The sequence below is a fragment of the Rothia sp. HC945 genome (genome assembly GCF_051370785.1).
Classification (GTDB): Bacteria; Actinomycetota; Actinomycetes; order Actinomycetales; family Micrococcaceae; genus Rothia.
In genome coordinates, this window is the sequence record NZ_JBFCSN010000003.1 from 226,512 (window position 1) to 252,589 (window position 26,078).

General features: G+C 65.3%; 23 protein-coding genes. 10 read left to right on the forward strand and 13 right to left on the reverse strand.

The features are described 5' to 3' along the window. Position 1: 1 nt before the first annotated feature. Genes AB0Y14_RS11000 through AB0Y14_RS11010 form a run of 3 tightly spaced genes read right to left on the reverse strand, consistent with a single transcriptional unit; the run spans position 2 to position 3,228 of the window. Positions 2-1,153: an acetyl-CoA C-acetyltransferase gene (locus AB0Y14_RS11000; protein WP_436589303.1), complete on the reverse strand. Its 1,152-nt coding sequence runs from the start codon at positions 1,151-1,153 to the stop codon at positions 2-4. 44 nt (positions 1,154-1,197) lie between these two features. Next, complete coding sequence (locus tag AB0Y14_RS11005; protein ID WP_436589304.1) at positions 1,198-1,962, reverse strand: SDR family NAD(P)-dependent oxidoreductase; 765 nt, start codon at positions 1,960-1,962, stop codon at positions 1,198-1,200. 60 nt (positions 1,963-2,022) lie between these two features. Then, entirely contained in the window at positions 2,023-3,228 is a 1,206-nt protein-coding gene (locus AB0Y14_RS11010; protein WP_436589343.1) for an acyl-CoA dehydrogenase family protein, read from the reverse strand. Between the two features lie 155 nt (positions 3,229-3,383). Between AB0Y14_RS11010 and nadE the strand changes: the two genes are divergently transcribed. The 5 genes from nadE to AB0Y14_RS11035 all read left to right on the forward strand — a co-directional run bounded on the left by nadE (position 3,384) and on the right by AB0Y14_RS11035 (position 10,021). After that, positions 3,384-4,205, forward strand: coding sequence for an ammonia-dependent NAD(+) synthetase (nadE, locus tag AB0Y14_RS11015; RefSeq protein WP_436589305.1), 822 nt, complete (start codon positions 3,384-3,386; stop codon positions 4,203-4,205). Between the two features lie 165 nt (positions 4,206-4,370). Continuing rightward, positions 4,371-6,146, forward strand: a complete 1,776-nt coding sequence (locus AB0Y14_RS11020; protein WP_436589306.1) for an AMP-binding protein — start codon at positions 4,371-4,373, stop codon at positions 6,144-6,146. Between the two features lie 203 nt (positions 6,147-6,349). Further along, a complete protein-coding gene (locus AB0Y14_RS11025; RefSeq protein WP_436589307.1) occupies positions 6,350-7,087 on the forward strand; it encodes a hypothetical protein in 738 nt (245 codons plus the stop codon). A 160-nt stretch (positions 7,088-7,247) separates the two neighbouring features. After that, positions 7,248-8,681: a PepSY-associated TM helix domain-containing protein gene (locus tag AB0Y14_RS11030; protein ID WP_436589308.1), complete on the forward strand. Its 1,434-nt coding sequence runs from the start codon at positions 7,248-7,250 to the stop codon at positions 8,679-8,681. Between the two features lie 236 nt (positions 8,682-8,917). Beyond that, a complete protein-coding gene (locus AB0Y14_RS11035; RefSeq protein ID WP_436589309.1) occupies positions 8,918-10,021 on the forward strand; it encodes a Gfo/Idh/MocA family protein in 1,104 nt (367 codons plus the stop codon). A gap of 117 nt (positions 10,022-10,138) precedes the next feature. Here AB0Y14_RS11035 and AB0Y14_RS11040 read toward each other — a convergent pair whose 3' ends face one another. The 5 genes from AB0Y14_RS11040 to AB0Y14_RS11060 all read right to left on the reverse strand — a co-directional run bounded on the left by AB0Y14_RS11040 (position 10,139) and on the right by AB0Y14_RS11060 (position 15,696). Beyond that, the gene (locus tag AB0Y14_RS11040; RefSeq protein WP_436589310.1) at positions 10,139-10,945 is read right to left on the reverse strand and encodes an enoyl-CoA hydratase; all 807 of its coding nucleotides are present in this window, start codon (positions 10,943-10,945) and stop codon (positions 10,139-10,141) included. Then, positions 10,942-11,838: a 3-hydroxyisobutyrate dehydrogenase gene (gene mmsB / locus AB0Y14_RS11045; RefSeq protein ID WP_436589311.1), complete on the reverse strand. Its 897-nt coding sequence runs from the start codon at positions 11,836-11,838 to the stop codon at positions 10,942-10,944. The genes AB0Y14_RS11040 and mmsB overlap by 4 nt, the downstream gene beginning before the upstream one ends. Before the next feature lie 12 nt (positions 11,839-11,850). Further along, a complete protein-coding gene (locus AB0Y14_RS11050) occupies positions 11,851-12,933 on the reverse strand; it encodes an enoyl-CoA hydratase/isomerase family protein (protein ID WP_436589312.1) in 1,083 nt (360 codons plus the stop codon). Positions 12,934-13,021: 88 nt separating this feature from the next. Then, positions 13,022-14,533, reverse strand: a complete 1,512-nt coding sequence (locus tag AB0Y14_RS11055; protein WP_436589313.1) for a CoA-acylating methylmalonate-semialdehyde dehydrogenase — start codon at positions 14,531-14,533, stop codon at positions 13,022-13,024. Between the two features lie 122 nt (positions 14,534-14,655). Continuing rightward, positions 14,656-15,696: an SDR family oxidoreductase gene (locus tag AB0Y14_RS11060; RefSeq protein ID WP_436589314.1), complete on the reverse strand. Its 1,041-nt coding sequence runs from the start codon at positions 15,694-15,696 to the stop codon at positions 14,656-14,658. A 77-nt stretch (positions 15,697-15,773) separates the two neighbouring features. Here AB0Y14_RS11060 and AB0Y14_RS11065 point away from each other — a divergent pair, with 77 nt between their 5' ends. Then, complete coding sequence (locus AB0Y14_RS11065; RefSeq protein WP_436589315.1) at positions 15,774-16,580, forward strand: exodeoxyribonuclease III; 807 nt, start codon at positions 15,774-15,776, stop codon at positions 16,578-16,580. A 117-nt stretch (positions 16,581-16,697) separates the two neighbouring features. On the opposite strand, the gene AB0Y14_RS11070 is transcribed toward AB0Y14_RS11065, so the two are convergent. Further along, entirely contained in the window at positions 16,698-17,339 is a 642-nt protein-coding gene (locus AB0Y14_RS11070; RefSeq protein WP_436589316.1) for a hypothetical protein, read from the reverse strand. Between the two features lie 259 nt (positions 17,340-17,598). Between AB0Y14_RS11070 and AB0Y14_RS11075 the strand changes: the two genes are divergently transcribed. Further along, the gene (locus AB0Y14_RS11075) at positions 17,599-18,321 is read left to right on the forward strand and encodes an ASCH domain-containing protein (protein WP_436589317.1); all 723 of its coding nucleotides are present in this window, start codon (positions 17,599-17,601) and stop codon (positions 18,319-18,321) included. Here AB0Y14_RS11075 and AB0Y14_RS11080 read toward each other — a convergent pair. Then, positions 18,308-18,523, reverse strand: a complete 216-nt coding sequence (locus tag AB0Y14_RS11080) for a hypothetical protein (protein ID WP_436589318.1) — start codon at positions 18,521-18,523, stop codon at positions 18,308-18,310. The two genes, AB0Y14_RS11075 and AB0Y14_RS11080, sit on opposite strands and share 14 nt — an antisense overlap. Positions 18,524-19,215: 692 nt before the next feature. Here AB0Y14_RS11080 and AB0Y14_RS11085 point away from each other — a divergent pair. Next, positions 19,216-20,601 (forward strand): NAD-dependent succinate-semialdehyde dehydrogenase, encoded by a 1,386-nt coding sequence (locus AB0Y14_RS11085; RefSeq protein WP_436589344.1) that lies wholly within the window; start codon positions 19,216-19,218, stop codon positions 20,599-20,601. Between the two features lie 29 nt (positions 20,602-20,630). Here AB0Y14_RS11085 and AB0Y14_RS11090 read toward each other — a convergent pair whose 3' ends face one another. The 3 genes from AB0Y14_RS11090 to AB0Y14_RS11100 form a co-directional block, all read right to left on the reverse strand. Beyond that, complete coding sequence (locus tag AB0Y14_RS11090) at positions 20,631-21,488, reverse strand: aldo/keto reductase (RefSeq protein ID WP_436589319.1); 858 nt, start codon at positions 21,486-21,488, stop codon at positions 20,631-20,633. Positions 21,489-21,762: 274 nt separating this feature from the next. Beyond that, positions 21,763-22,185: a VOC family protein gene (locus tag AB0Y14_RS11095; RefSeq protein WP_436589320.1), complete on the reverse strand. Its 423-nt coding sequence runs from the start codon at positions 22,183-22,185 to the stop codon at positions 21,763-21,765. A gap of 198 nt (positions 22,186-22,383) precedes the next feature. Next, positions 22,384-23,901: an aromatic amino acid lyase gene (locus AB0Y14_RS11100; RefSeq protein WP_436589321.1), complete on the reverse strand. Its 1,518-nt coding sequence runs from the start codon at positions 23,899-23,901 to the stop codon at positions 22,384-22,386. A gap of 104 nt (positions 23,902-24,005) precedes the next feature. Here AB0Y14_RS11100 and AB0Y14_RS11105 point away from each other — a divergent pair, with 104 nt between their 5' ends. Then, positions 24,006-24,662, forward strand: coding sequence for an IclR family transcriptional regulator (locus tag AB0Y14_RS11105; RefSeq protein ID WP_436589322.1), 657 nt, complete (start codon positions 24,006-24,008; stop codon positions 24,660-24,662). 67 nt (positions 24,663-24,729) lie between these two features. Further along, the gene (locus tag AB0Y14_RS11110; protein WP_436589323.1) at positions 24,730-26,046 is read left to right on the forward strand and encodes an MFS transporter; all 1,317 of its coding nucleotides are present in this window, start codon (positions 24,730-24,732) and stop codon (positions 26,044-26,046) included. Positions 26,047-26,078 lie beyond the last annotated feature (32 nt).

A 26,078-nucleotide genomic window follows, 5' to 3' on the forward strand; every position in this document is an offset into this window, starting at 1 on the left:
GTCAGTCCACCCTCTCGATGATGGTGACGTTCGCCTGGCCTCCGCCTTCGCACATGGTCTGGAGCCCGAACCGTCCTCCGGTTTGTTCGAGGGTGTGGAGCAGCGTCGTCATGAGTCGCGCGCCGGTCGCCCCGATGGGGTGCCCCAGGGCGATGGCCCCTCCCCGCCGGTTGACCTTGGACATATCCGGTTCGAGCTCTTGGGCCCACGCGAGAACAACCGTCGCGAAGGCCTCGTTGATCTCGATCGCGTCCATGTCCTCCAGGGACATGCCGGTTCGCTCGAGAGCGCGCCGCGTGGCCCGAATGGGCGCTGTCAGCATCTGCACGGGGTCGTCGCCCCGGGCCGAGAGGTGGTGGATTCTCGCCCTCGGCGTCAGACCGAATTTCTCGACCGCGTCGGCAGAAGCGATCACGAGGGCCGCCGCCCCGTCCGAGACCTGGGAGGCCGACGCCGCGGTGTGGATCCCGCCAGGGCGGACGGGTTCCAATTCGGCCATCTTCGCCCGGTTGGGTTCGCGCGGGCCTTCGTCCTTCGTGACGTCGCCGACAGGCACGATCTCGTCGTCGAAGTCGCCGGCCGCCCAGGCCGCGAGGGCCCGGCGATGCGACTCGGCGGCATAGGTTTCGACGTCGTCCCTGGTGAACCCCCACCTTTCGGCCATCAGCTCGACCCCACGGAACTGGGATATTTCCTGCTCCCCGTAGCGACGGGTCCATGCCTCGGACCCTGCGAAGGGGTTCGGGAATCCGAGGTCACCGGTAGCCGTATTGGCCCATCCGAGCGGCACGGAACTCATCGACTGGATGCCTCCGGCGACAACCAGGTCGCTCGTTCCCGACATCACGGCCTGCGCCGCATAGTGGACAGCTTGCTGTCCTGATCCGCACTGACGATCGATCGTCGTGCCCGGGACGGCCTCCGAACCGCCCGCGGCGAGCCATGCCGTCCGTGCGATGTCGAAGGACTGGGGCCCGACCTGATCGATGCATCCCAGGATCACTTCGTCGAACTCCTCCGAAGCCACCCCCGTCCTTTCCAGGGCCGCTCTCAAGGGAACAGCCGCGAGATCCACGGGGTGGGTGGTCGAGAGTCCGCCTTTTCGGCGTCCGACGGGGGTACGGACGGCGTCGACGATATAGGCCTCGGGCATGTCTGCTCCTCTTGGGGGTTCAGAGTGGTCGGATCTGTGGCGTTTTATCTGGGCGACATCCGGATGGCACCGTCCATGCGGGTCACCTGGCCGTTGAGATAGTCATGACCGATGATGTCCATGGCCAGTTCGGCGTACTCCACGGGCTTCGCCAGGCGGTGCGGGAAGGGAACCGATTTCTCCAGCTGGGCACGGAACTCTCCGTCGACCCCCTTCATCATCGGGGTGTCCACGATCCCGGGCGCGATCGTGTTGACTCGAATCCCCTTGCTCGCCAGGTCACGAGCCGCGGGAAGGGTCAGGCCGACGACGCCACCTTTCGAGGACGCGTACGCGGCCTGCCCGACCTGGCCCTCGTACGCTGCGACCGAAGCGGTGTTGACGATGACGCCGCGCTGGCCGTCCTCGTCCACCGGGTCCGTCTGCGCGATAGCCTCCGCGGCCAGCGCCAAGACCTGGAAGGTCCCGATGAGGTTGACCGTGATCACGGACGTGTACGCGGCGAAGTCGTGGACGCCGTTCTTCCCCAGGATCCTGGCACCGAGACCGATACCCGCGCAGTTGACGGCAACGCGCAACGGACCGGTTCCGCCGCCGACCGCCTCCGCGACCCCCGCCTTGACCGATTCCGGGCTCGTCACGTCGACCTCGACGTAGGTGATTCCATCGATCTTTTCGGCCTTCTCGATGGAGGCCGCCAGGTCGAAGACGTAGACGTGCGCCCCGCGATCGACCAGGGCCAGCGCGGTCTCGTGTCCGAGTCCCGATGCACCGCCGGTGACAATTGCGGAAATTCCCTGAACATCCATGCTTTTCCTCCTCGTTGTCGAATGGGCCGCCCGATTCCGGACCGGCCGCTATTGATGCATCTACACGAATGCCGACACGCCGGTGATCGCGCGTCCGACAATCAGCGAGTTGATCTCGTAAGTGCCCTCGTACGTGTACAGGATCTCGGCGTCACAGAAGAGCTTTCCTGCCTCGTAGTCGCTGGTCACACCGTTGCCGCCCAGGAGCGCACGCGCTTTGGCGACCGACTCTCGGGTCAGCCGGGTGCCCGTCGACTTGCCGAGGGCCGCGTGCATCATCTGGAGGGTTCCGGCCTCTTGTTCGCGAGCGACCTGCATCATGAGCCCCAGGGTCGCGTGGGCATTGCCCGCGATCTCGGCGATCGCCTGCTGAATCAGTTGGAATTTGGCCAGCGGGCGGCCGAATTGTTCCCGTTCCGTGGCGTAGGCGCGGGCGACGTCGAGGGCGGCCATCTGGAGACCGTAGGCCTGCCAGCCGACCCACACTCTCGAATTGCGCAGCATCTCGTTGACGCTCGCGAAATCCTCGGCCAGCGGAAGGTGGTTTTCGGCCGGCACGCGGACGTCGTCGAGCTCGATGTCCGCGTTCTGCATGATGCGCAGGCCGATCTTGTTGCGGATCTTGGTCGCGGTGTACCCGGGGCGGTCCGTCTCGACGATGAAGGCCTTGAACTGATGATCCTCCGTGTCACGGGCCCAGACGAGGGCGAAATCCGCGATGGTCCCGGCCCCGATCCATCGTTTGCTGCCCCGAATGATCCATTGGTCTCCCTCTCGGGTGGCCGTGGTCTGGATGCCCCCGGCGATGTCCGAGCCGTGATCGGGCTCGGTCAGGGCGAAGGCTCCGATGGCCTCGAATCGTCGCAACCTCGGCAACCACGTCCTTCGCTGTTCCTCAGACCCCAGTTGATTGATCATCCCGACGATCAGTTCGTTGTGGATTCCGACGAGTGCCGAGAGGGAGACGTCCGCCCGAGCCGTCTCGGCGTACACGAGCCCCCTGTAGAGCCAGGACCTGTCCGTGAGCTCGAGTTCGCCGAGACCCATGTCCGCAAGACCGGGAAGCAGGTCGAAGGCGAAGTCCTCGCGATTCCAATAGTCGATGCTCTGGTCACGGACTTCGGACTGAAGGTGCTCCCGAACCCTGTCGTAGGAGGCGCGTTCCTCGTCATTGAGCAACGAACGCACGTCCAGCAGGACGCCGTCGGGATGCGGCATGCCCGTGGGAGGCTCTCCCACCGGCGTGGTTCCGGATAGTACTGACATCACAATGCCCTTCCTTGTGGGAAACCATGGTGCACACTCGAATATGGCGTACATCACAGGTATTCGCGACACTACCCGAACAGGGAGCGGTTGTTCCAGATCATCCATGAGGCGCACGCAACATTGCCGAAATACCGCCGGTCTATCATGGGCACATGCGCGAACTTCAGGCTCACATCATTCAGGACATGGGCGTCCGCCCCAGCATCGATCCCGCGGAGGAAGTGAGGCTGCGCGTCGACTTCCTGTGCGACTACCTCAAGGCCTCGCGCGCCAACGGGTTCGTGCTGGGGATCAGCGGCGGGATCGATTCCTCGCTGGCCGGCAGGCTGTGCCAGCTCGCCGTCGACAAACTCTCCGAAGAAGGAACCGACGCGGATTTCGTGGCCGTCCGCTTGCCGTATCGTGCCCAGGCCGACGAAGAAGATGCCCAGTCGGCCCTCGAATTCATTCGCCCGACGAGCAGTCGAACCTTCGACGTCGAGCCCGGAACCACGGGGATCGAGCGCGAGTTCCGGCGCGCCACGGGCCGCGACATCGCCGATTTCAACAAGGGCAACGTGAAGGCGAGAATGCGCATGATCGCCCAGTACGCCCTCGCCGGCGAGAAGAATCTGCTGGTGGTCGGGACCGACCACGCGGCAGAGTCGATCACCGGGTTCTTCACGAAATTCGGCGACGGCGGGGCGGACATCCTCCCGCTCTACGGACTCGACAAGCGCCAGAACCGGGAGCTGTTGAAATACCTCGGAGCCGATGAACGCGTCTGGGCCAAGGTCCCGACGGCCGACCTGCTCGACTCGACCCCCGGACGCACCGACGAGGACGAGCTCGGCATTACTTACGACGTGATCGACGATTTCCTGGAGGGCAAGGAGATCGAGACCGACCAGGCGGAGGCTCTCGAGGCTCGCTACCTCCGCACGCGCCACAAACGCACGACCCCGGTCACCATCCTCGACCAGTGGTGGAAGTGACGGGACGCAGCGGGTCCTTCCATGGCGTGTCTTCGGCTGGCGACCACGTCATCACATGACGCAGAGGCGGCCGGTTCTTTTGCGACACGGGCCCCTCAGCTACCCTGATACAACGTGAGTTGCCTCACACAGTGGTGAAGCAGCACAGATATCGAGGGAGGGCCCATGACCATCACCGACCAGTTCCGTCAGGCCAGAGACCGTCTCGTCGCACTGCGCGAGGACTACCACCGGGCTCGTGAAGAATTCGAGTGGCCCCGTTTCGAACACTTCAATTTCGCGCTGGACTGGTTCGACGCGGTCGCGGCGACTCCCGAGCGGGCCGACCAGAACGCGCTCGTCGTCGTCGAACAGGACGGTTCGTCCCGGAGGCTCACCTACCGGGACATGTCCGCCCGATCGAGTCAGGTCGCCAACTGGATGAGCAGCATCGGCGTGCGCCGGGGCGATCGGATGATCCTGATGCTCGACAACCAGGTCGAGCTGTGGGAATCGATGCTCGCCGGGATCAAGCTGGGCGTCGTCCTGCTTCCGACCACCACGATGCTCGGCCCGAAGGACCTTGACGAACGCGTGACGCGCGGGACCGTGTCCTGGATCCTGACCAATTCGGGAAGCGTCGCGAAGTTTGCGGACGTGCCCGGGGAATTCTCCGTGATCGAGACGGGCGAACTCACCCCCGGCGCCGTTCCGGGCCGCGACCACTACTCCTATGAAGACAGTCGGGGAGCTTCCGACACATTCACTCCGGAGGCACCCACACCGGCGGACGAGACCCTGCTGCTCTACTTCACCTCGGGAACGACGTCGCGCGCCAAACTGGTCGAGCACACGCACACCTCGTACCCGGTCGGCCATCTCTCCACGATGTACTGGATCGGCCTGGAACCCGGCGACGTCCACCTCAACGTCGCCTCTCCCGGCTGGGCCAAGCACGCCTGGTCCAACATCTTTACCCCGTGGATCGCCGAGGCGACGGTGTCCATCTACAACTACTCGCGGTTCGACGCCGCGGCCCTGATGAAAACCATGGACGCCGAGGGCATCACGAGCTTTTGCGCGCCACCGACGGTCTGGCGCATGTTCATCCAAGCGGACCTCTCAACTCTGAAGACGCCTCCCCAGAAGGTCGTCGCCGCGGGCGAGCCGCTGAACCCCAAGGTCATCAACCGGGTCCGCGATGCGTGGGGCGTGGACATCCGGGACGGCTTCGGCCAGACCGAGACCACGGTGCAGATCGCGAACACGCCCGGACAAGAGCTCGAGGTGGGAACCGTCGGTCGCCCCCTTCCGGGGTTCGACATCGTGCTGGTGGACCCGGTCTCCGACGAAGTGGTCGAGGGCACCGGCGAAGGCGAGGTCTGCATCGTCACCGATCCGCGGCCTGTGGGCCTCATGGTCCAGTACAAGGGCGATCCGGCCAAGAACGATGAGGTCTTCCGCAACGGCGTGTACCACACCGGCGACATCATGAGCAGGGACGACGGAGGCAACTTCACCTACGTGGGCCGCGCGGACGACGTCTTCAAAGCCAGCGACTACAAGCTCTCCCCTTTCGAGCTCGAGTCGGTGGTCATCGAACACCAGGCGGTCGCCGAGGCCGCGGTCGTCCCCTCGCCCGACCCGCTGCGGCTCGCCGTCCCGAAGGCGTACGTGGTCCTCAACTCGGGTCATGAGCCGACCGCGGAACTCGCGGAGTCCATCCTCGCCCACTGCCGTGCCAACCTGGCCCCTTATGCCCGGATCCGACGACTCGAGTTCTTCGACCTTCCCAAGACCGTGTCCGGGAAGATCCGCCGCGTCGAGCTCCGTGCCCGCGAGCGCGCATTCCACGGTCCCGAGGGCGAATTGACGGATTCGTCCCGCGGCGAGCGCACAACGACGCAGGGCTACGGCCACGAGTTCAGCGAAAGCGACTTCCCGGGCCTGAAGAACGCCTGATTCCGGGGTGTTTGGGGCGGGTTGGGCAGGCGAGGTGGCAATTTCGTGCGCCCGCCGCCCCGAGGAAGCAGTCTCGTGCGCGAACAAGGCCCAAGACCGCACACAATTGCCACCTCGCCGGGAGGGGCGCTGTCGCCGGCGCGGAGTGCGGAACACGCGATCGGCGTCGAACCGGATCACCTCGACCCATATAACCTAGTGGGGTGACGACGACGGAGACCGCTGCGGGCGTGGACTTTCGGTCCACAGGCTGGCGGCTCACGCGCACCTTCATGCTGGTTGGTGTGACCGCGTGGCTCGGTTCGGTCGCGCACGTCGTCGGCGGTGGCCATATCCCGCGATCGGGGCTGACCCTGGCGCTGTCCCTGCCGTTGATCGGCGCTGTCTTTGCGCTCACTCGTTTCCGGCTCGGTTTCTGGGCCTGCTTGCCTCTGCTCGGTGCCGGGCAGTTCGCCGTACACCAGCTCCTTATGCTCGGGTCGGCCGGCCACGGCTCGCATGCCTCGATCCTGAGGGGCGCTCCGGCCGGCTCCAGTTCGGCCCATCACGACGCCGCAATGCATTCGGGCCACGCCTCCGGCGGCGGAACCTCATCAATGCCCGCCGAGGCACAGTCCGTGGACTCCCCGTCGATGGGCGACATGCCCATGAGCACCATGCACACGGACTCCATGCACATGGACGACGGATCGTTGCCGATGCTCATGGCGCACGTGGTCGGGACGCTGCTCGCGGCAGCCGTCGTCGGTGCCGTCGACGCCGCACTCTGGGTCCTCACGGTCCTCCTGCTTCCGTGGGTGGCCCGTCTGCTCCGGGTCGCGCTCGGGGTCCCGGAAACGACCACGAGCTGCCCGGAGGGCGAGCACCTCGTCCCCCGCTGGCGGAAACCCCGTGCCAGGGAACCCGTCCGGGGCCCGCCCCGATTCCTCGCCTTCGCCTGAACCCAACGCCGGTCCGATCCCAGGTCCCGGCGCCATTCTGCGTGCGCCGAAACGCGCACCGAACGTGAGGAACACAGTGAAAACCTTGGATACACCACACCCAACATCGGGTCACGAAACCACCTCTCCACCCCGACGGCGAACCGGCTGGTTCCGGGCCATGATCCGTCGGCTGCATTTCTTCGCCGGGTTGATCGTCGGCCCGTTCATCCTGGTCGCCGCCTTGTCGGGCGCGTTGTACGCGCTCGCTCCCCAGCTGGAGGGCATGCTCTACTCCCATGAGCTGCATGCCGGCTCGTCAGAGCAGAATCTCCCCCTGGACGAACAGGTGCGGCGCGCCACGAACCACGTCCGCACCGAGGCGAAGGATTCCGAGCCTCCGGCGCTCGTGGCCGTCCGGCCCGCTCCCGAACCGGGAGCTACGACCCGCGTGATGTTCACCCCGCCCGAAGGCTCATCAGAATCCGACCGACGCACGGTCTTCGTGAGCCCTGCCGACGGCGAAATACGGGGCGACCTGATCACCTATGGCTCGTCGGGGGCGCTTCCGCTCCGAACATGGATCGACCAGCTCCACCGCGACCTCCATCTGGGCGATCCCGGGCGACTGTATTCCGAGTTCGCGGCGTCGTGGATGTGGTTGATCGCTGTCGGCGGGCTCATTCTCTGGGTACCCCAGCTGACGCGTCGTCTGCGCGCCGGCTACGCACGACGACGCGCGATCCGGGAAGCCACGTTGCCGTTGCCCGACGCGCGTGGGCGGAAGCGGCTGCTGAGCTGGCACTACTCGGCCGGTCTGGGGCTCATGGTCGCCATGGTGTTCCTCTCGGCAACCGGTATCACGTGGTCGGGCCATGCGGGCGAACACGTGACCCAGTTGCGGGCCGCGCTGGATTGGTCGACGCCGAAGGCCTCGACGTCGTTGTCGGGTGAGCAAGCCCCCGCCGACGAACACGCGGGACACGCGGGACATGCCGGCCACGCGGACGCTCCTGCCGGTGACGCCGCCGCGAGCATGCCCGTGGACTCCGGACACGACGCCATCCTCCGAGCCGCCCGTCGTCTGGGTATCGACTCGAACCGGGTCGAAATCGTGCCCTCGGCCTCAAAGGACACGGCATGGACCGTCCAGGAGATCGACCGGCACTACCCGACCCAGGTGGACAGCGTGACGATCGATCCGGTGACGTACAACCAGGTCGACAAAGTCTCCTTCCAGGACGACTACTCTCTGCCCGCGAAGTTGGCCCGGTGGGGAATCGACATCCACATGGGTCTCTGGTTCGGTCTGCTCAATCAGGTGGTGCTGTTCGTGATCGCGATCGGCATCGCCGGCATGGTCGTGACCGGGTATTGGATGTGGTTCAAGCGGCGCCCGAAGTGGCCTCGTCTCAAGACTCCGACGCCTGGGCTCCGAGACGCACCCTGGTGGGGTTGGCTCGTCGTCGGCGTTCCGGCCGCTGCGGTCGGTTGGTTCCTGCCGCTGGTGGGGATCCCGCTCGTGGCCTTCGTCGTCGTCGACGCCGTCCTTGTCCTCGTCGGCTCGCAGAGATCCAGCGGATCGGGCAGGGCCCCTCGCGGTCCGGCCGCCTGACCTTGATCGGATAGCCGGGTCACCCACGCGGCAGCCCGGGTCACCCACGCGGCAGCCCGGATCGCTCACACGGTCATCCCGGGTGCCCCACAGACGGCCCGGGGCGGATGCGTTGCGACCGCCCCGGGCCGCTGGCCCGTGAGACCACCCGCCGCGGCCCGGCACCGGCCGCCGGCCGGCTACCGAACACCGGCAGACTCCCGACGCCGGATACGCGCTGTGCCTAGGATGGATGCATGGCAGAGACACGGAACCCCCTCGAAGCAACCGGCCGGACCCTCGGATGGGGCATCGTCGCGACGGGCGCCATCGCGCGAAAGGTCACCCCGGACATCGCGGCTCTGGAGGACGCTCGGCTGATCGGCGTCTCGTCCCGCTCCCAGGCCAGTGCCGACGAATTCGCCACGGACTTCGGCGTCGAACGGGCCTATGCCGACGACGATGCCCGCACCGGGTACGAGAAGCTCCTTGCCGACCCCGACGTCGACGTCGTCTACATCGCAACGCCCCACGGCCAGCACCACTCCAACATGCTCGAAGCCATCCGCGCCGGCAAAAACATCGTGTGCGAAAAGGCCTTCACGATCACGGAAAACGAAGCCCGGGAAGTCCTCGATGCCGCCCGCGAGAAGGGCGTCTTTGTGATGGAGGGGCTCTGGACACGTTTCCACCCTCTGCGTGCCCGCGTGTCCGAGCTACTGGAGGCCGGCGAAATCGGGATGCCACGGTGGGTCCAGGCCGACTTGGGCTTCCGGGGTCCCGCCGACAAGTCGCACCGGCTGTGGCGCGAGGATGCCGGCGGGGGCGGGCTCCTGGACATGGCCTGCTACGTCCTGCATTGGCCGTGGCTGGCCCTCGGTCGTCCGACAGGGTTCACGGCGCAGACGATCAAACGCGGAAACGTCGACGCCCTGACGCAGATCACGGGGACTTTCGAGAAATCCGCCGCACAGATGACGATCTCGCTGGTCTCGCAGGGGCCTCGGCAGGCGGTGATCTCAGGGCACGACGGCTTCATCACCATCGGATCCCCCATGCACCAGGCGCAGTCCTTCACCGTGACGGACTCCCAAGGTTCCGTGCGCGAGGAGTCGTGGCCGCTGGTCGGGCGGGGCTACTCGTACGAAATGCGTGAAGCGACGCGGTGCATCCAGGAAGGTGCTCTCGAATCGCCGATCATGCCGTGGGATGACACGATCGCGCAGATGGAGATGCTCGACGGGATCCGCCGGCAGATCGGCGTCGTCTACCCGGATCACGACGGCGATGCCCGGAACCAACCCGCCAGGTCGTCAGCGGGTCACCGTGTCAGGCGGTCTCGCGGCGAGGTGGCGACGTGACAACCATGTACGGCCGAGCCGCCGAGACGGCACTCCCGTGCACAAAACCGCACCACGCTGCCACCTCGTGGGACGGACCCGGCCGGACCCGCACCACGCTGCCACCTCGCGGAGGGGTTACCTGTTCTTGAACGTCGGGTCGCGGCGTTCGGCGAAGGCCGCCATGCCTTCTTTCTGGTCCTCGGTCGCGAAGAGCGAGTGGAAGACCCGCCGTTCGAAGGTGAGCCCCTGGGCGAGGGGCGTTTCAAAGGCCGCCCCGACCGCTTCCTTCGCGATCATGGCCGCTGGCCGAGACTTCTGCGCGATCGTGTCCGCGATCTGCAGGGCGGTGTCGACCACGGCGTCGTCCGCGACGACCCGCGAAACCAGACCCGCCCGCTCGGCCTCGTCGGCGCCGATGTTCCGGGCGGTCAAGATCATGTCCATGGCTTTGGCCTTGCCCACGGCGCGGGTCAGTCGCTGGGACCCGCCCATACCGGGAATGACACCGAGGTTGATTTCCGGCTGACCGAATTTCGCGCCCTCACCGGCGACGATGATGTCGCACATCATCGCGAGCTCGCAGCCGCCCCCGAGCGCATACCCGTTGACCGCGGCGATCACCGGGAGCCGCACCTGGGTGAGCCTCTGCCACTGGGCGAACCAGTCGCTCTGGTACATCTCGGTATAGCTTTTGGAAGACATCTCCTTGATGTCCGCGCCCGCGGCAAATGCTTTCTCGGACCCGGTCAGCACGATGGCCGAAATGTTCTCGTCCCGTTCCCAGGCTTCGGCGGCGTCCACGACCGCCACCATGGTGTCGTAGTTCAGCGCGTTGAGGGCCTTCGGCCGGTTGAGCCGAATCACGCCGACGCCGTCGCGCGTCTCGGTCCGGATCACGCCCTCGTGTTGTCCCGAATCCTGGGATGCTGTCTGTTCGCTCATGCTTGGTTCTCTCCCATCGTTCGGATGATTGCAGAAAAGTCGAGGTCACCGTGTCCCTCGTCCAGGAACTTCGTGTACGCCTCGTGGGCCGCGCGACCGAATGAAGCCTCGGTCCCGGTGGACTCCAGGGCGGACACGGCGAGTCCCAGGTCCTTGGCCATCAGTGCCGTAGCGAACCCGGGTTTGTACTCGTTGCTGGCCGGGTTGGTGGGAACCGGTCCGGGGACCGGGCAGTTCGTGGTCACGGACCAGCACTGCGCGGCGGACGTGGACATCACGTCAAACAGCGCCTGGTCCGTCAGGCCGAGCCTCTCACCCAGGGTGAAGGCTTCGCACGCACCGATTGTGGTGATCGCCAACAACATGTTGTTGCAGCATTTCGCCGCCTGGCCTGCCCCGTTGTCGCCGCAGTGGACCACTTTCTTGCCCATCGCATCGAACAACGGATGGGCGGCGTCGAAGTTCTCCTGCGGCCCACCAACCATGAACGTCAGCGTCCCGTTCTCGGCCCCCGCGGTTCCGCCCGAAACCGGGGCGTCCAGCGCACGATGCCCGGCGTCGTGCACCAGGCCAGCGGCTTCTCGCGCCTCGTCCACGCTGATGGTCGAGCAGTCGATGAACAGGGTGTTCTCGGGTGCCGCCGAGAGCAAGCCGTCATTGTTCTCGCCCCGGTAGGCGGAGATGACGTGCTTGCCGGCGGGGAACATCGTGATGACGACGTCCGCTCCGGCCGCGGCTTCCTCGCCCGACGCGGAGATCTCGATCCCGTCACGCTCCGTTGCGCGGCGAGCCTCGTCCACGAGGTCGTAGGCCACGACGTCGTAGCCCGCCTCCTTGAGGTTCCTCGCCATGTGGCCGCCCATGTTTCCCAGGCCAAGAAATGCGATCTTCATGCCAATTCTCCTTCAACGGGGCAGTTGCAGGTCGTCGTAGCCGGGCACGGGCCCGAAGAAGCTCAGCACGAGCTCCCGGTCCACGTCCTCGAGCGCCTGCGGCTGCCACTGGGGGTTGCGATCCTTGTCGATCACTTGTGCGCGAATGCCCTCGGCCATGTCGTGGGCAAACAACGCGTTTCCGCTGGTGCGGAAGTCTTGAATAAGGGTCTCCGCGAGAGACTGGTCGGCGGCGCGAGCGAGCCCCTCGAGCGCGGTTTTCATCCCGGTGGGACTGTTCCGGCGCAGTGCCTTGAGGGCCTTGGCGGCGAGTTCGTTCTCGGGTTCCTTCTCGACCCTGGCCTCGAGGTTGTGCAGGATTTCCTCGGCCGTCTCGGCGGCGTAGTCCTCGTCGATCCACCGGCTCGCCGCCTCGAGCCCGGATTCCGGAGGCTCGACGCCGAACTCCTGGATCGTGGTGGCAACCTCCCCCGGGTTCTCGATGCCCTCGAGCGCCGCGAGCAGGTCGCCGATCGAGGCGTCGGGGACGTAGAAGTCGGCGAGGCCTGCGTGAACGGCGTCCGCCCCGTCCACGTGGAGCCCCGTCAACGCCATGTGCCGGCCCGCCTGGCCCGGTGCGTGGGACAGGTAATTGAGGCCCCCGACGTCGGGCGAGAAACCGATGCCAGTCTCTGGCATACCGGTACGGGTCGTGTCGGTGGCGATCCTGTGCGACCCGGGAACGGACAGGCCAATGCCTCCGCCCAGAACCAACCCGTTCATCACTGCAACGTAGGGTTTCGAGAGGCGTGAGATCCGGTAATCGAAGTCGTACTCCTGACGGAAGAAGTCGATACCCATCGCCTCGTCGCCGCCGCTGGCCGCCTTGTAGAGGGCGACGACGTCACCGCCAGAGCACAGCCCCCTGTCCCCCGAGCCGACAATGGCCACGGACGTGACGTTGGCGTCGGCCTCGAACTCGTCGAGCGCGCGGTTGATGAGCTGGATCATCTCGACGTTGAGCGCGTTGACCGCGCGGGGGCGGTTGAGGGTGACGAGCCCGAGGTGTCCCCGAATTTCGGCCAGGACGCTGGGTTCCTGAGGCTGATCGGCCATGAATTCTCCTCCTGCAACGATTCAGTAGTGGGCAACTGTGCGCGGGGCCGGTTGTCCGACGACGCCGGTCCATGACCCCGCCCGCGCGTCAGTTTCCGGTCGGCATGACGAAACTGGCGCCTTCCTTGATCCCGGAAGGCCACCGCTGGGTCACCGTCTTGGTCTTGGTGTAGAAGCGGAAGGCATCGGGGCCGTGCTGGTTGAGGTCGCCGAAGCCCGAAGCCTTCCAGCCACCGAAGGTGTAGTACGCGATCGGAACCGGGATCGGCACGTTGACTCCGACCATGCCGACGTCGACCTGGCGGGCAAACTCGCGTGCGGTGTCCCCGTCACGGGTGAAGATCGAGACGCCGTTTCCGTATTCGTGTCGGGTGGGGAGCTCGAGGGCCTCCTCGAAGTCGGCGGCCCGCAGTACGGACAGCACAGGTCCGAAGATTTCCTCACGGTAGACGTCCATGTCCGGGGTGACCCGGTCGAACAAAGTCGGGCCCACGAAGAACCCTTCCTCGTGGCCTGCGACCCGGGCGCCCCTGCCGTCGAGGACCAATTCAGCGCCGGCCTCGACGCCCTGGGCGATGGCCGACTCGACCCGCTCCTTGGCCGCCGCCGAGACCAGCGGGCCGAAGTCCGAGGATTCCTCGAGGGACGGGCCGACGCGGAGTTTCGAGGCCCTCTCCGTGAGCTTGTCCATCAACGCGTCCGCGGTCTTCTCGCCGACCGGCACGGCCACGGAGATCGCCATACAGCGCTCTCCCGCGGATCCGAAGGCCGCGCCGATCAGGGCGTCGGCGGCCTGATCCAGATCGGCGTCCGGCATGATGATCATGTGGTTCTTGGCCCCGCCGAAGCACTGGGCCCGTTTGCCCTTCCGGGCTGCGTGCTCGTAGATGCTCTGGGCGATCGGCGTCGAGCCGACGAATCCGACGGCCTCGATGTCCGGGTTGTCCAGCAGAGCATCCACCGATTCCTTGTCCCCGTTGACCACGGTGAAGATCCCGTCCGGCAGGCCCGCTTCCTTCCAGAGGCGGGCCAGGATCAAGGGGACGGACGGGTCGCGTTCCGAGGGCTTGAGCACGAAGGCGTTGCCCGCGGCGATGGCTGGTCCGGCCTTCCACAGCGGGATCATGGCCGGGAAATTGAAAGGAGTGATACCGGCGACGACGCCGAGTGGCTGCCGCATCGAGTAGACGTCGATGCCCGTGCCCACCGAGTCGCTGAATTCCCCTTTGAGCAGGTGCGGTGCACCCATCGCGAACTCGACGACGTCCAGACCCCGCTGGAGGTCACCGTGGGAGTCCGGGACGGTCTTGCCGTGTTCACGGGACAGCGCCTCCGCGATCTCGTCCGCGTGCTCATTCGCGAGGTTCACGAATTTCCCCAGGATGCGCGCCCGCTTCTGCGGGTTGGTCGCGGCCCAGCCCTTCTGCGCCTCCTTGGCGTTGCGGACCGCTGCGTCGACCTCGTCGGTTGTCGCGAGCGGAACCTTGGCCGTGACCCGACCGGTGCTGGGATCGTACACGTCCCCAAAGCGCCCCGAAGTCCCCGGTGTCTCGCGACCCCCGACGAAATGTGTGAGTTCCTGGACCTGTCCATCGGCCATGCTCGAGGACTCCTTCCCACGGGGGTCGACCCCGCACGCAATTCGTGTTCCACGTCACAGGCTATCGAGCGGCTTCGAGCCGTGCCAGTGCGCAACCCACCGGCCGCGTAACATCGGCGCGTTCAGGTGTTCCGCTGTTTCTTGGATTCCGCCGCGGCCTTCTTGCCCTTTTCCGCAATCTCGGCCCAGTCGGCATCGTCGAGATCGGTGAGCGCGGAGAACGTCGAAGGGCCGGCCAATACCTGACCGCCGTCCATCGTGATGGTTTGGCCCGTGATGTAGTCGCAGGACCCGGATAGCAGGAAAATGCCCAGGTTCCCCATCTCCTCGACGGTTCCGACGCGGCGCGCGGGCACGGACTCGACGTCGGTCATAGCCCCTTGGCCATCCTTGTTGGAACTCAGCACAACAGAGGTGAACTCCGTCGGGATGGGGCCGGGAGCTATCGCGTTGAGACGGATCCCGTACTTGGCCCATTCAACGGCCAGGGACATGGTCATCGCGTGCACCGCGGACTTGGCCATCGCCGAGGGGACCACGTAGGCGGAGCCTGTATAGACCCAGCTGACGAGGGTCGACAGGATATTGCCCGGGAGCCCCTGTTCGATCCAGCGACGCCCGACGGAGTGGGTCACGTTGTAGGACCCCTTCATGACCGTGTCGGTGATGGCCTGGAATCCCCGAGGGCTCAGATCCTTGGTCTGGGCGATGAAATTCCCCGCAGCGTTGTTCATCGCGGCGGTGAGCGGCCCGTGTTGCGCCCAGATCTCTTCGACGGCGGCGTCGACGGCGTCCGGGTCCCGAACATCGACGGTCTGGAAGTGCACCGCGCCGCCCACCCGGGCCGACTCCTCGATCTCCTGCGCCGCTTCCGTCAGGACGCTCTCGCGGCGACCCCAGATGTGGACCGTCGCCCCGTGCTCGGCGAAATGCTTCGCCACGCCCTTGCCCAAGCCGCTCCCTCCGCCCGTCACCAGGATGCTCTGCCCGGCCAGGACATCCGGGCGGAAAGGCGACGTCGGCGGCGTCGGGGCGGCACCGGAGGAGACCTGGCCGGTCGAGGAGGGCTGCTGGGGATTCGACTGTTCGGACATGGTCCTGCTTTCCACGATGGGTCGCGGTCCGGCGACGTCGCGCCGCCCGGACCAGAATGTGCTCACCATCACGCTAGCCTGGGCGCGAGCTCACCCCAAACCCGTCGCTCCGGTTCGATTCCGCGCAAGCCGGTAGCCTGGTGAGCATGAGAATTGCGACCTGGAATGTGAACTCGATTCGTGCCCGCGCCGACCGCGTCGAGGCCTGGCTGGACCGTTCGGACGTGGACGTTCTGGCGATCCAGGAAACCAAGGCCAAGGACGAGAACTTCCCGTTCACGGTGTTCGAGCGTCTCGGGTACGACGTCGCCCATTTCGGGCTCAACCAGTGGAACGGCGTCGCCATCGCCTCCCGGGTGGGTCTCGACGACGTCGAACGCACCTTCCCCGGCCAGCCCGCGTTCGGCAAACCGGGCAAGGAAGAGGTCCAGGAGGCACGGGCGATCGCCGCGACCTGCGGCGGGATCCGCGTCTGGAGCCTCTACGTCCCGAATGGGCGGGGCCTGGACGACCCGCACATGGCGTACAAGCTCGAGTGGCTCAAGGTCCTGCGGGAGAACACGCAAAAATGGCTCGCCGAGAATCCCGAGGCACAGCTGGCGCTGGTCGGGGACTGGAACGTCGCTCCCCAGGACGACGACGTCTGGGACATCGACTTCTTCCGCGAGAATCAGATGACGCACGTGACCGACCCGGAACGCGCCGCCTTCTACTCATTCATGAAGGATGCGGGGATGACCGACGTCGCCCGACCCTACACTCAGGGCGAAAAGGACTACACATATTGGGACTACACGTCCCTGCGCTTCCCAAAGAACGAAGGCATGCGGATCGACTTCCAGCTCTACTCCCCCGCTCTGGCCCAACGGGTCACCGGCGCGCGGTACGACCGCGAGGAACGCAAGGGCAAAGGCGCCTCGGACCACCTGCCCGTGGTGGTCGAGATCGAGTAGACCCCTCTCCGGACTCGGTAGGAGATTCCACGGTCTGGACTTGCAGAGACGCAGAAGGGCCCCCGCGGTGCACCGCGGGGGCCCTTCTGCGGCTGATCGTGATCAGCGCGCGTTCCCTTACTGCTCGACGGGGTACTGGATCCCGGCCAGCGGGTCGTACCCATCGGACAGTTCGCCCATGCCGTTGGAAGCGCAGTAGGACTTCACCAGGCGATCGGTCGAAAGGCTGTAGGGCTCGGACGAGGTCCAGTCGATGGTGCACTGACCACCGGTACCCCAGTAATCGTCCAGCTGGGCCGCAGCCTCGGCGTTGGCGGCATCTTCACCCGAACCGGCGGCACCGGACTGGTCGCCACCGGCGGCAGCATCGTCACCGGCAGCACCTTCGCCGCCGTTGGCGCCATCAGCACCGCTGCCGCCCTCGGCACCCTCGGCACCCTGGCCACCGTTGGCGGCGTCGCCACCGTTGGCACCGTCACCACCGTTGGCACCGTCACCACCATTGGCGTCGTCACCACCGTTCGCGGCGTCGCCACCATTGGCACCGTCACCACCATTGGCGCCCGCGGCGCCGTTGGCCCCGTCGCTACCCGACGAGTCGCCCGAGCCGCCCGACGACGAACCCGAGCTGCCGGACGAACTGGACGATGATGCCGAGGCCGAGCCCGACGAATCGGATCCACCATTGTCATCCTGGCCGCAACCGGCCAGCGCGAGAGCGACGACCGCCGCACTCAAAGTCAGAACACGCGCTTTCATGTGACCCTCCTCAAAAAAAATGTGTCTGCCAACACCTGAGTATAAACAGACTGACGGAATACTGTCTCCCATAAGATCTGTACAAATTCGCACCGTGACCCACGGTTCACTCGAATTACTTGCATCGTTCAACTAAACGTTCCGCAGAATGTACCAGATTGCCGTGCTATATATCAGTGGCGGGAATCCTCCCGGAAGGATCTCCTATTTACCCCGCCCTTCCGCCATTTCGCGTTGACGGTCACGATATCGTGGATGCATGATTTCCTCCGCCTTTCGAAACCTGGTGTCATCCGCTCGGGATCATGCCCGTCATTTTCACGACGGCACCGATCACACCGTTTCCGCAGCTCTTCTGACGGCATCCGGTCGGACGGTGCTGGGAATCAATGCCTTTCATTTCCTGGGCGGTCCGTGCGGGGAAATCTCCGCATTGGCCCGGCACGCCTCCACCATCCCGGATGACCCTGTGGTCGGCGTCGTCGCGGTGTCTGGGCCACGGGACGAGGTCATCCCGCCGTGTGGGAAATGTCGCCAGGTTTTTCACGACATCGAACCGCGCATTGAATTCGTGATCCGCGGGCACAACGGCTTGGAAACGCGCACCGCAGCCGAGTTGCTTCCCCACGCCTTCGACCCGAGCCGCCTCGAGAGTGCACAGACGATCTACATGTGGGAAGGCTACGAGGAATCGATTCGTTCGGGGGAGAAGACCCAGACGATCCGGGTCGATGACCCCTTCTCCGTCGGTCCGGCCCGGATTGTCTTCGAGAAGGAATCCGGGGAGACCAGGTCACTCGATGGCACGGTCCGCGGGGTCACGACCCTGAGACGAAAGGAGCTCACCGAAGACCATGCGCGCAAGGACGGATTCGCCGACCTGCGCGAGCTCCACTCGGCCCTGGACACCCACTACCGCGGTCTGAACGGCGACGACCCCGTGGACGTCGTCGAATTCGAGCTGATCGTCACCCCCGAATGAGATGCACCCGGGCCTCGCCGACGTCGATCGGGTCGCCCGGATCCATGCGCTCCAGGCACCACATGAGGTGCCAACGGGGCTCCCGATCGGAATTCGCGAAGCCCCTGTCCAGCAAGTAGTCCGCGACCGACGTCGTCCGGGCGAATTCACGGTCGCCGTCCGGTGTCTCAATCACGTACGTCGCGTGGTGCATGGGGGCCATCCTGCCTGATTCTTGCCGTTGCGTGCTCGTTAACTGTTGCAGGGGCACCCTCCTCCTCACGACCCACGCGGTGGTTGTGAACCATGCGGCCGATGAACTGGGGGGGCAGGACCGCCAGGAGCAGCATGAACCACCACCGTACGCGCCCGAGGCTGGTGTGTGTGGGGGGGGGTGTTGGTGGTGCGGGGTGTTGGTGGTCGTCGGGCACTGGCGAATGCCCAGCGGATGCCCATGGGGAGGGGGCTACCCGATTCGGCGGCGTTCCCCCTCGTTGCGTGGCGGTTGAAGCACCACCTATCGGGGGAGAACGCCACTCAATCTGGTAACCGCCACTCAACAGCGACCTAGGCTCATCCCGGAAACGACCCCAGATGCGTCTCGTAGCACCCCGGGGCCTCGCACACCGCCCCAGAACCCGGCGTCGTCGGAGACCTCCCCCTGAGGTGGCAATCCCGTGCACATCCCTGCGCGAGGTGGCAGATTCGTGCGCTTGTGCCCGTCAAACCCGCACAATACTGCCACCTCGGGCCACGGACCCGCACGGGATTGCCACCGTTGACAGCCGAGGCGAAGGCCCGCCTACGATAAGGAATGTAGCCTAGGGCACACCCCCGACATCAGCGACGGCGTCCGTGCCGACGCTCCAAGACGCTCTCGGCGCGTCCTCAGAATCTCGAAGAGAGGCTTGAATGATGAACGATTCACCAGGTTTCCGGGTCCAGAACCCCAAGACGAACGAGATCGAAGAGACCTTCGGGACCATCGGCGACGAGGAGGTCGAACAGACCCTGAGCCGCGCCGATGCCGCATACCGGGACTGGCAGGCGAAAAGCCTCGAAGAGAGGGCCGACGTCGTCCGGCGCGTGGGCGAGCTGTTCACCGAGCGCCAGGACGCCCTCGCCGAAATCATTGCCGAAGAGATGGGCAAGCCCGTCAACGAAGGCCGTGAGGAAGCGGAGTACTGCGGCGAAATCTTCGAGTACTACGCGGACAACGGACCACGCTTCGCCGCCGACCAGGAAATCCCGACGGAATCCGAGGGCAAGGCCTATATCCAGCGACTGCCGATCGGCGTCCTGCTGGGCATCATGCCGTGGAATTTCCCCTACTACCAGGTGGCGCGGTTCGCTGCTCCCAACCTGGTGCTGGGCAACGCGATCCTTCTCAAGCACGCCGAGATCTGCCCGCGGTCTGCCCGGGCCATCCAGCAGATCATGGACGACGCCGGAATCCCCGAAGGGGTCTACAACAACGTCTTCATCACCCACGATCAGGCCTCCGACATCATCGGCGATTCGCGCATCCAGGGGGTCTCTCTGACCGGGTCCGAACGGGCCGGCAGCACGGTCGCCGCCACGGCGGGCCAGCATCTCAAGAAAGCGGTTCTGGAACTGGGCGGATCCGACCCGTACATCATCCTGGATACCGACGATGTCAAAGAGGCCGCCCAGACCGCGTGGGAAACCCGCATGTACAACACGGGCCAAGCGTGCGATTCGAACAAACGCATGATCGTCGCAGGCGAGGTCTACGACGAGTTCGTGGAGGAACTCGTCGCCCTGGCGTCGGCCATGGAACCGGGCGATCCCAGCGATGAGTCGCCTCAGGTCTACTCGCCCCTGTCCTCGCGAAGTGCAGCGGAGAAACTCGAGCAACAAGTCGGGAAGGCGGTCTCCGAAGGGGCGACCCTTCACGTAGGCGGGAAGCTGCGGGACGATTCCTCGGCCTACTTCTCCCCCGCCGTCATCACCGGAATCACTCCGGGCTCCGAGACGTACTATGAGGAGCTTTTCGGCCCGGTGGCCGTGGTGTACAAGGTCGACTCGGACGACGACGCCGTGCGGCTCGCCAATGATTCCCGTTACGGCCTGGGTGGATGCGTTTTCTCGACCGACTCGCAACGGGCCCAGGCCGTGGCTCAGCGACTCGAAGTCGGCATGGCCAGCGTGAATGTTCCGGGCGGCGAGGGCGCGGAGCTCCCGTTCGGCGGGGTCAAGAACTCCGGATACGGCCGCGAACTCGGGCCTCTCGGAATGGACGAGTTCGTCAACAAGAGGATGTACTTCGTGGCTAGTTGACGGCCCGAGTTCGCGGGATTCGCTCGGCGCTATTTCCCGCTGTAGACGGGAAATTCGCTCGATTCGCCGTAGTCCTTATCGTGCAATTCCTTGAGTTCCTCCATGTCTTCCGCGGAGATCTCGAAGTCCACCTCCGCGTTGGAGCGCATGTGGTCCGGGTTGGCGGTTTTCGGCAACGAGACGGTGCCCAGCTGAAGGGTGTAGCGGATGCACAACTGCGGGACCGACACCCCGTATTTCTCGGCCATCGCCGTGACCTCTGGGGTGTTCAGGATCTCACCGTGCGCGATGGGCGAATACGCCTCGACGACGATCCCCTTGCTCTCGCAGTAGTCCAACAGGTCCACCGGGGTGTTTCCCGCGTGCACGAGCAACTGGTTGACGTGCGGGACAACGTTTGCGCCGTCGAGCAGACGGTCGAGATCCTCCTGAAGGAAATTGGAGACGCCGATCGAACGCAGTTTTCCGGCTTCGTATGCCTCCTCCATGGCACGCCATGCCAGGCGGTTTCCCTCGGAGTAGTCACCGCCTCGGAAATCGTCCCAAGGTTGCGGACTGTGGATGAGCATCAGGTCGATCGTGTCCAGGCCCATCTTTTCCAACGAACCGTCGATTGCTGCGACGGCGTCGTCGTAATCCTTGATTTCCGCGCCAAGCTTGGTCGATACGAACAATTCGTCGCGAGGCACGGACGCAGTACGAACCCCTTCTCCGACTCCGGCCTCATTGCCGTAGGCCTGGGCCGTGTCGATGTTGCGGTACCCGATCTCGACCGCGTCGCGCACAGCTTGCGCCGCCGCGTCGTCCTGGATGAACCAGGTGCCCAGCCCAAGTCGCGGGATGGCGACGTCGTTCGAGAGTGCGTAGGTTTCGTTCAGGACAGTCATGCTTGCACTTCCGTTCCGCGGCGGACCACTCGGCGTCATGGGGCGTCAGTGCCCGTACCGCTCATTGCTTGCCAGTGTTCCCACGCTCGATTCTTCTCCCGTCGGCCGCGGTTGCACAACCACGGCAGGCTCACAGACTCGAAGGTCAGGGCGGCCTAGTCCGTGAAACCCGATGGGAGCCCTGGGTCGAGAGCCCGGACGACGGAGAGATCGAGTTCGACTAGTCCCTGCCGCCCGGCGAGCCAGCCCTCCGCCGGACTGCAAACGACCTCGGCTACGCGTCTGACGTCGAGAAGGCCCACATCACGCCGAATCGGTCGAAGACCTGACCGTACCAGTCTCCCCACGGCGCCTTTTCGAAGGGCATGTTGGTGGTCCCGCCCGCGTCTAGGAATCCGTCCATGTAGCCGCGGGCCTCTTCCGCGGTATCCGTGGTGACCAACAGGGAATACGCGGTTCCCCGGATCGGATAGTCGGTGCCGTCATCCATGGAGTCGCCAGCCGCGATTGCTCCGTTCGGCAACGTCAGCGTCGAGTGGGCAACTGCTTCCGGATCCGGCGTGAACGGCATCCCCTCCGTGCCGGCGTCGGCGTACCGGAGGATCGTCAGTTCACCGCCGAATATCTCGTGCCAATGCGTCATCGCCTCGGCCGTATACCCCGGAAGCGAAATATATGTTGCGATGGACGAAGCCACGGTGTTCTCCCCTATCCGAAGTCTGCCTTGGGCCCAATATGGCACGTTTCTCCCCCGTCCGACAGGCCTGAACGGCGGTTGGTGAAAATTTTTGGTCGGGGGCAGGGTGAAGAAGACACGCCTCCCCTCGTGCGCATCGAATTCGAGGGGATCGACGCGGCGTCGCCCCGGAAACCGCCGCACCCCAAGACGTCCGGCTCAAGGCTCCGGAAGAATCCCGCGAGCCAGTCCCGGAAGCACATGACCGGCCGCGTCGATGTCCGGGCGCAGGTCATGGTCGGCCGCGACGATGGGGAGCGCCTCTCGCAGACGCGCTACCGCCCTGTGGAGCGACGACGACGTCGCTCGGCCCAGCACGCTGATGGCCCGGTGCGCCGACAGCAACTCCATGGATAGCAACGTCTGGTAACTGTCCACCGCCCGGTCGAGCTGCTCGGCCGCCTGAGTCGCGAAACTCGCGTCCTCCTCGGCACCCTGCGAAAGGACCACGGTGTTGAGCGACGCCGGCTGGGCCGCATTCCGCAGCTGGGCCATGGCACTGGCCGCAATGTACTCGAGCATCATGTGCCCGGAGGAGCCGTCGGTTCCGTCGGCCAAAAACGAGGGCGCACCCGTGTACGCCGGATCGTGGAGCATGGTGATGCGTGAAACGACCAGGGGCGCGCTTTGGGCCAGGGCGAGGTCCAGCCCGTCGATGGCGAGGCCGAGTGAAACCTGGTGGAACCCACCGTGGTGCACGGCGCTCTGCGACTCGAAATCGAATAGGGGATTCTCCTGGGCCGTCGCGGTCAACGACTCGACGAGGCACCGAAGTCGATCCATGGCGTCGACCACGGCGCCCTGGGACTGGATGTAAGCGCGCAGGCCGAAGGGGTCCTGGATGCGGGCCGGCTCCGCTTCCTCCTGCAGGAGACCGCGCATTTCTTCTGCGACTCGAGCGGCTGGGGGAACCACGGCGGCCCGGCCTGCCTGCGGGGAAAATGCTTGCCTATTGGCTCCGACGGCCGTGGCCGAGAGGGCTGCGACAATTCGCGAGGAGCGCTCCAGATCCCGCAGTCGAGTCACGGCCCGCGCGGCCCGCGCCAGGGTCAACGCGCTGCTGCTCATGAACGGCAAGGCGCTGTCCTTGCCGAAGGAGACGGGCGTGGGCCACGGATTCGTGGTCGGGCGTTCCCCTGCCAGTGCTAGGGCGGTGGATGCCAAAGCCGCCAGATCCGCCGTCCCGATGCCTCCCATCGTCCCAACCCGGGGCAAGGCATCGTCCCGGAGCATTCGTTCCAGGCCCTGAACCACATCCGGGCTGATCCCGCTCCCGGGGGCCGCAAGCTGAGAGAGACGGATCGCCAGCATGACTCGGACCGTCTCCTCGGGGACATGGGGACCGGCGTCGGCGGCGTGGCTCCGGAGCAAGCGCAAGCCGTGTTCGTCGTCGTGCTCATCGACCTCGACGAACCGGTTGGCCCCCACGCCCGTGGATTGGCCGTACACGGATTGGCGCGTGCTGATCTCTCGAGCTTCTCGATACTGACGGCGGAGTCGATCGAGGACCCCGGGCGCAAGGCGGGCCCCAGAACCACGGGCAACCTTGTCGAGATCGGCAAGGGTCAGCCCGGCCCCGTCCACCTCGATCGGAGGCTCCGATTGGCCGGAATGGCGGGCATCTCGAGGGTGCTCGCTTCGAGTCTGCTGACGATCCTGCTGCTCATGTTCTCGCATGCGGCCCAGTCTTCCTCAAATTTATGGTTTTCACTAGGCGGTTTTAATGTTTCACTAGACAAAACTGTTACCTGGCTCACCCCGACTATTTCCCGGAGGCCCCCTTGGCCGAAACGTCGACCCGAACCGTTGAGCGAGCACTCGATCTGATGGGAATCGTCTGCGGCCAAGGCGCCATGACCCTGGCGGAAGCTGCCCGGGAAGCGGACCTGCCGGTCAGCACGACCCTGCGCCTGCTCCGGACCGTGGAAGCGAGCAATTGGCTCACGCGCGACGACGCCGGGATCTATCGCCCCGGCACCCGCCTGATCCAGGTCGGCGCTCAGGCTTTCAGCAATGATTCCCTGGCCGACCTGTCCAGACAGCCGATGCAGGACCTCGCGGCAGAGACGGGAGAGTCCGTGTACCTGAGCGTCGAGGCACACGATGACACCGTCCTGTACATCAGCATTGTCGAGGGCAACCATTCGGTCCGACACGTCAGCTGGGTCGGGCATACGATACCCGCGGCCGGATCCGCGGCGGGGAGGGTCCTCCAGGGGCGCACCCCGGACGAGGGCTACCTGATTTCGGAGAACATCGTCGAGGAGGACATCACCGCCATCTCGGCACCCGTCTACGGGGGAAACAGACCCATCGCGGCCATGAGCATTCTGGTCCCCACCTACAGAGCGACCCATCAGAAGAACCGAAGCGACGGGGCGCTCCTGCGCCATGCCGCGTCCGAAGTCTCCAGGAAATTGCGCACGACGTCGCACTAGGACTGGCCAGCATCACACAGCATCCCGCCGACTTGTCGCGGGATCGTACGAACGATCAGGAATTCGAATGGTAAAAATATCGGACTCACCCGCGACGCAGGCCATCGACGAGATCCCGTTCAACCGGTTTCACCTACGGGTCACCGTCATGACCTTCGGTGCCAATTTCACGGACGGTTATATCCTCGGCATGATCGGGGCGCTCCTGCCGGCGCTGACTGCGGGATGGTCGCTCACCGGCCTCGAATCGGGACTGCTGGCCAGTTCGGCACTCATCGGGCTGTTCTTCGGGAGCCTGGTGCTCGGACGGGTGGGTGACCTCATCGGGCGGCAGCGCGTCTTCGTCCTCAATTTCGTGATCATCACGGTCGCCTCGGTCCTACAGTTCTGGGCCGAGGGGTTCCTGAGCCTCTTCATTCTGCGGCTTATTATCGGCTTCGGGCTCGGCGCGGACTACGCCGTCGGGCCAACGTTGCTCTCGGAGTTCTCCCCGAGGAAGTCTCGCGGCATCATGCTGTCTTCCCTGACCGTCATGTGGACCGTCGGATACGTCGTCGCAAATATCCTGGGAAGCCTGTTCCTCGCGGGGGAGGAATCGTGGCGATTGCTGCTGGCCAGCGGCGCCATTCCCGCCCTCGTGGTCCTGGCGGTGCGGATCGGAGCCCCGGAATCGCCGGGGTGGCTCATCAGCAAGGGTCGCGTCGAGGAGGCCCAGAAGATCGTCGGGAAATACCTCAAGGTGGATATCTCGACGACGGACTTGGCCACGAACTCCGAGCCCGAGGACAGCGGCGGATTCCGTGAGGTCTTCGCCTCAGGGCAAGCGAAGTACACCTGGTTCGGCATCGTGTTCTACAGCGCCCTCGTGCTCCCCTACTTTGCCATCTACACGTTCATGCCGACCATCTTCGAGAGCCTGGACGTCTCGGGCGGGCACTTGCAGGAAATTGTCCTGAACATTTTCCTCCTCCTTGGAGGGATCGCAGGATTGTGGTTCGTCCAGAAGTTCTCGCGGCGCAGTGCCAGCATCATCTCCTTCGTGATCCTCACGGCATCGCTGATCCTGCTGGGTCTGCTGGTCGACACCTCCATCGGCGTCCTCATGATCCCGTTCGTCGTGTACACCTTCGTGATGTCCGCTGCGTCGAACCTGACGCAGGTGTATCCGGCCGAACTGTTCCCCACGAGGTTGCGCGCGACCGGCGTGGGACTCCTCAATGCGTTGAGCCGGATCGCTTCGGCGGCGGGGACATTCATTCTTCCCCTCATGCTGTCCGCTTGGGGAATATCCTGGTCAATGTTCGCGCTGGCCCTCGTGCTGCTGGTCGGCCTCCTCTTCACCGTCAAGTACGCCCCGGAGACCTCGACCAAGCATCTGGTGTAGCGGGCGCTGTGGGGCCCTGCGGCAACGCCCCA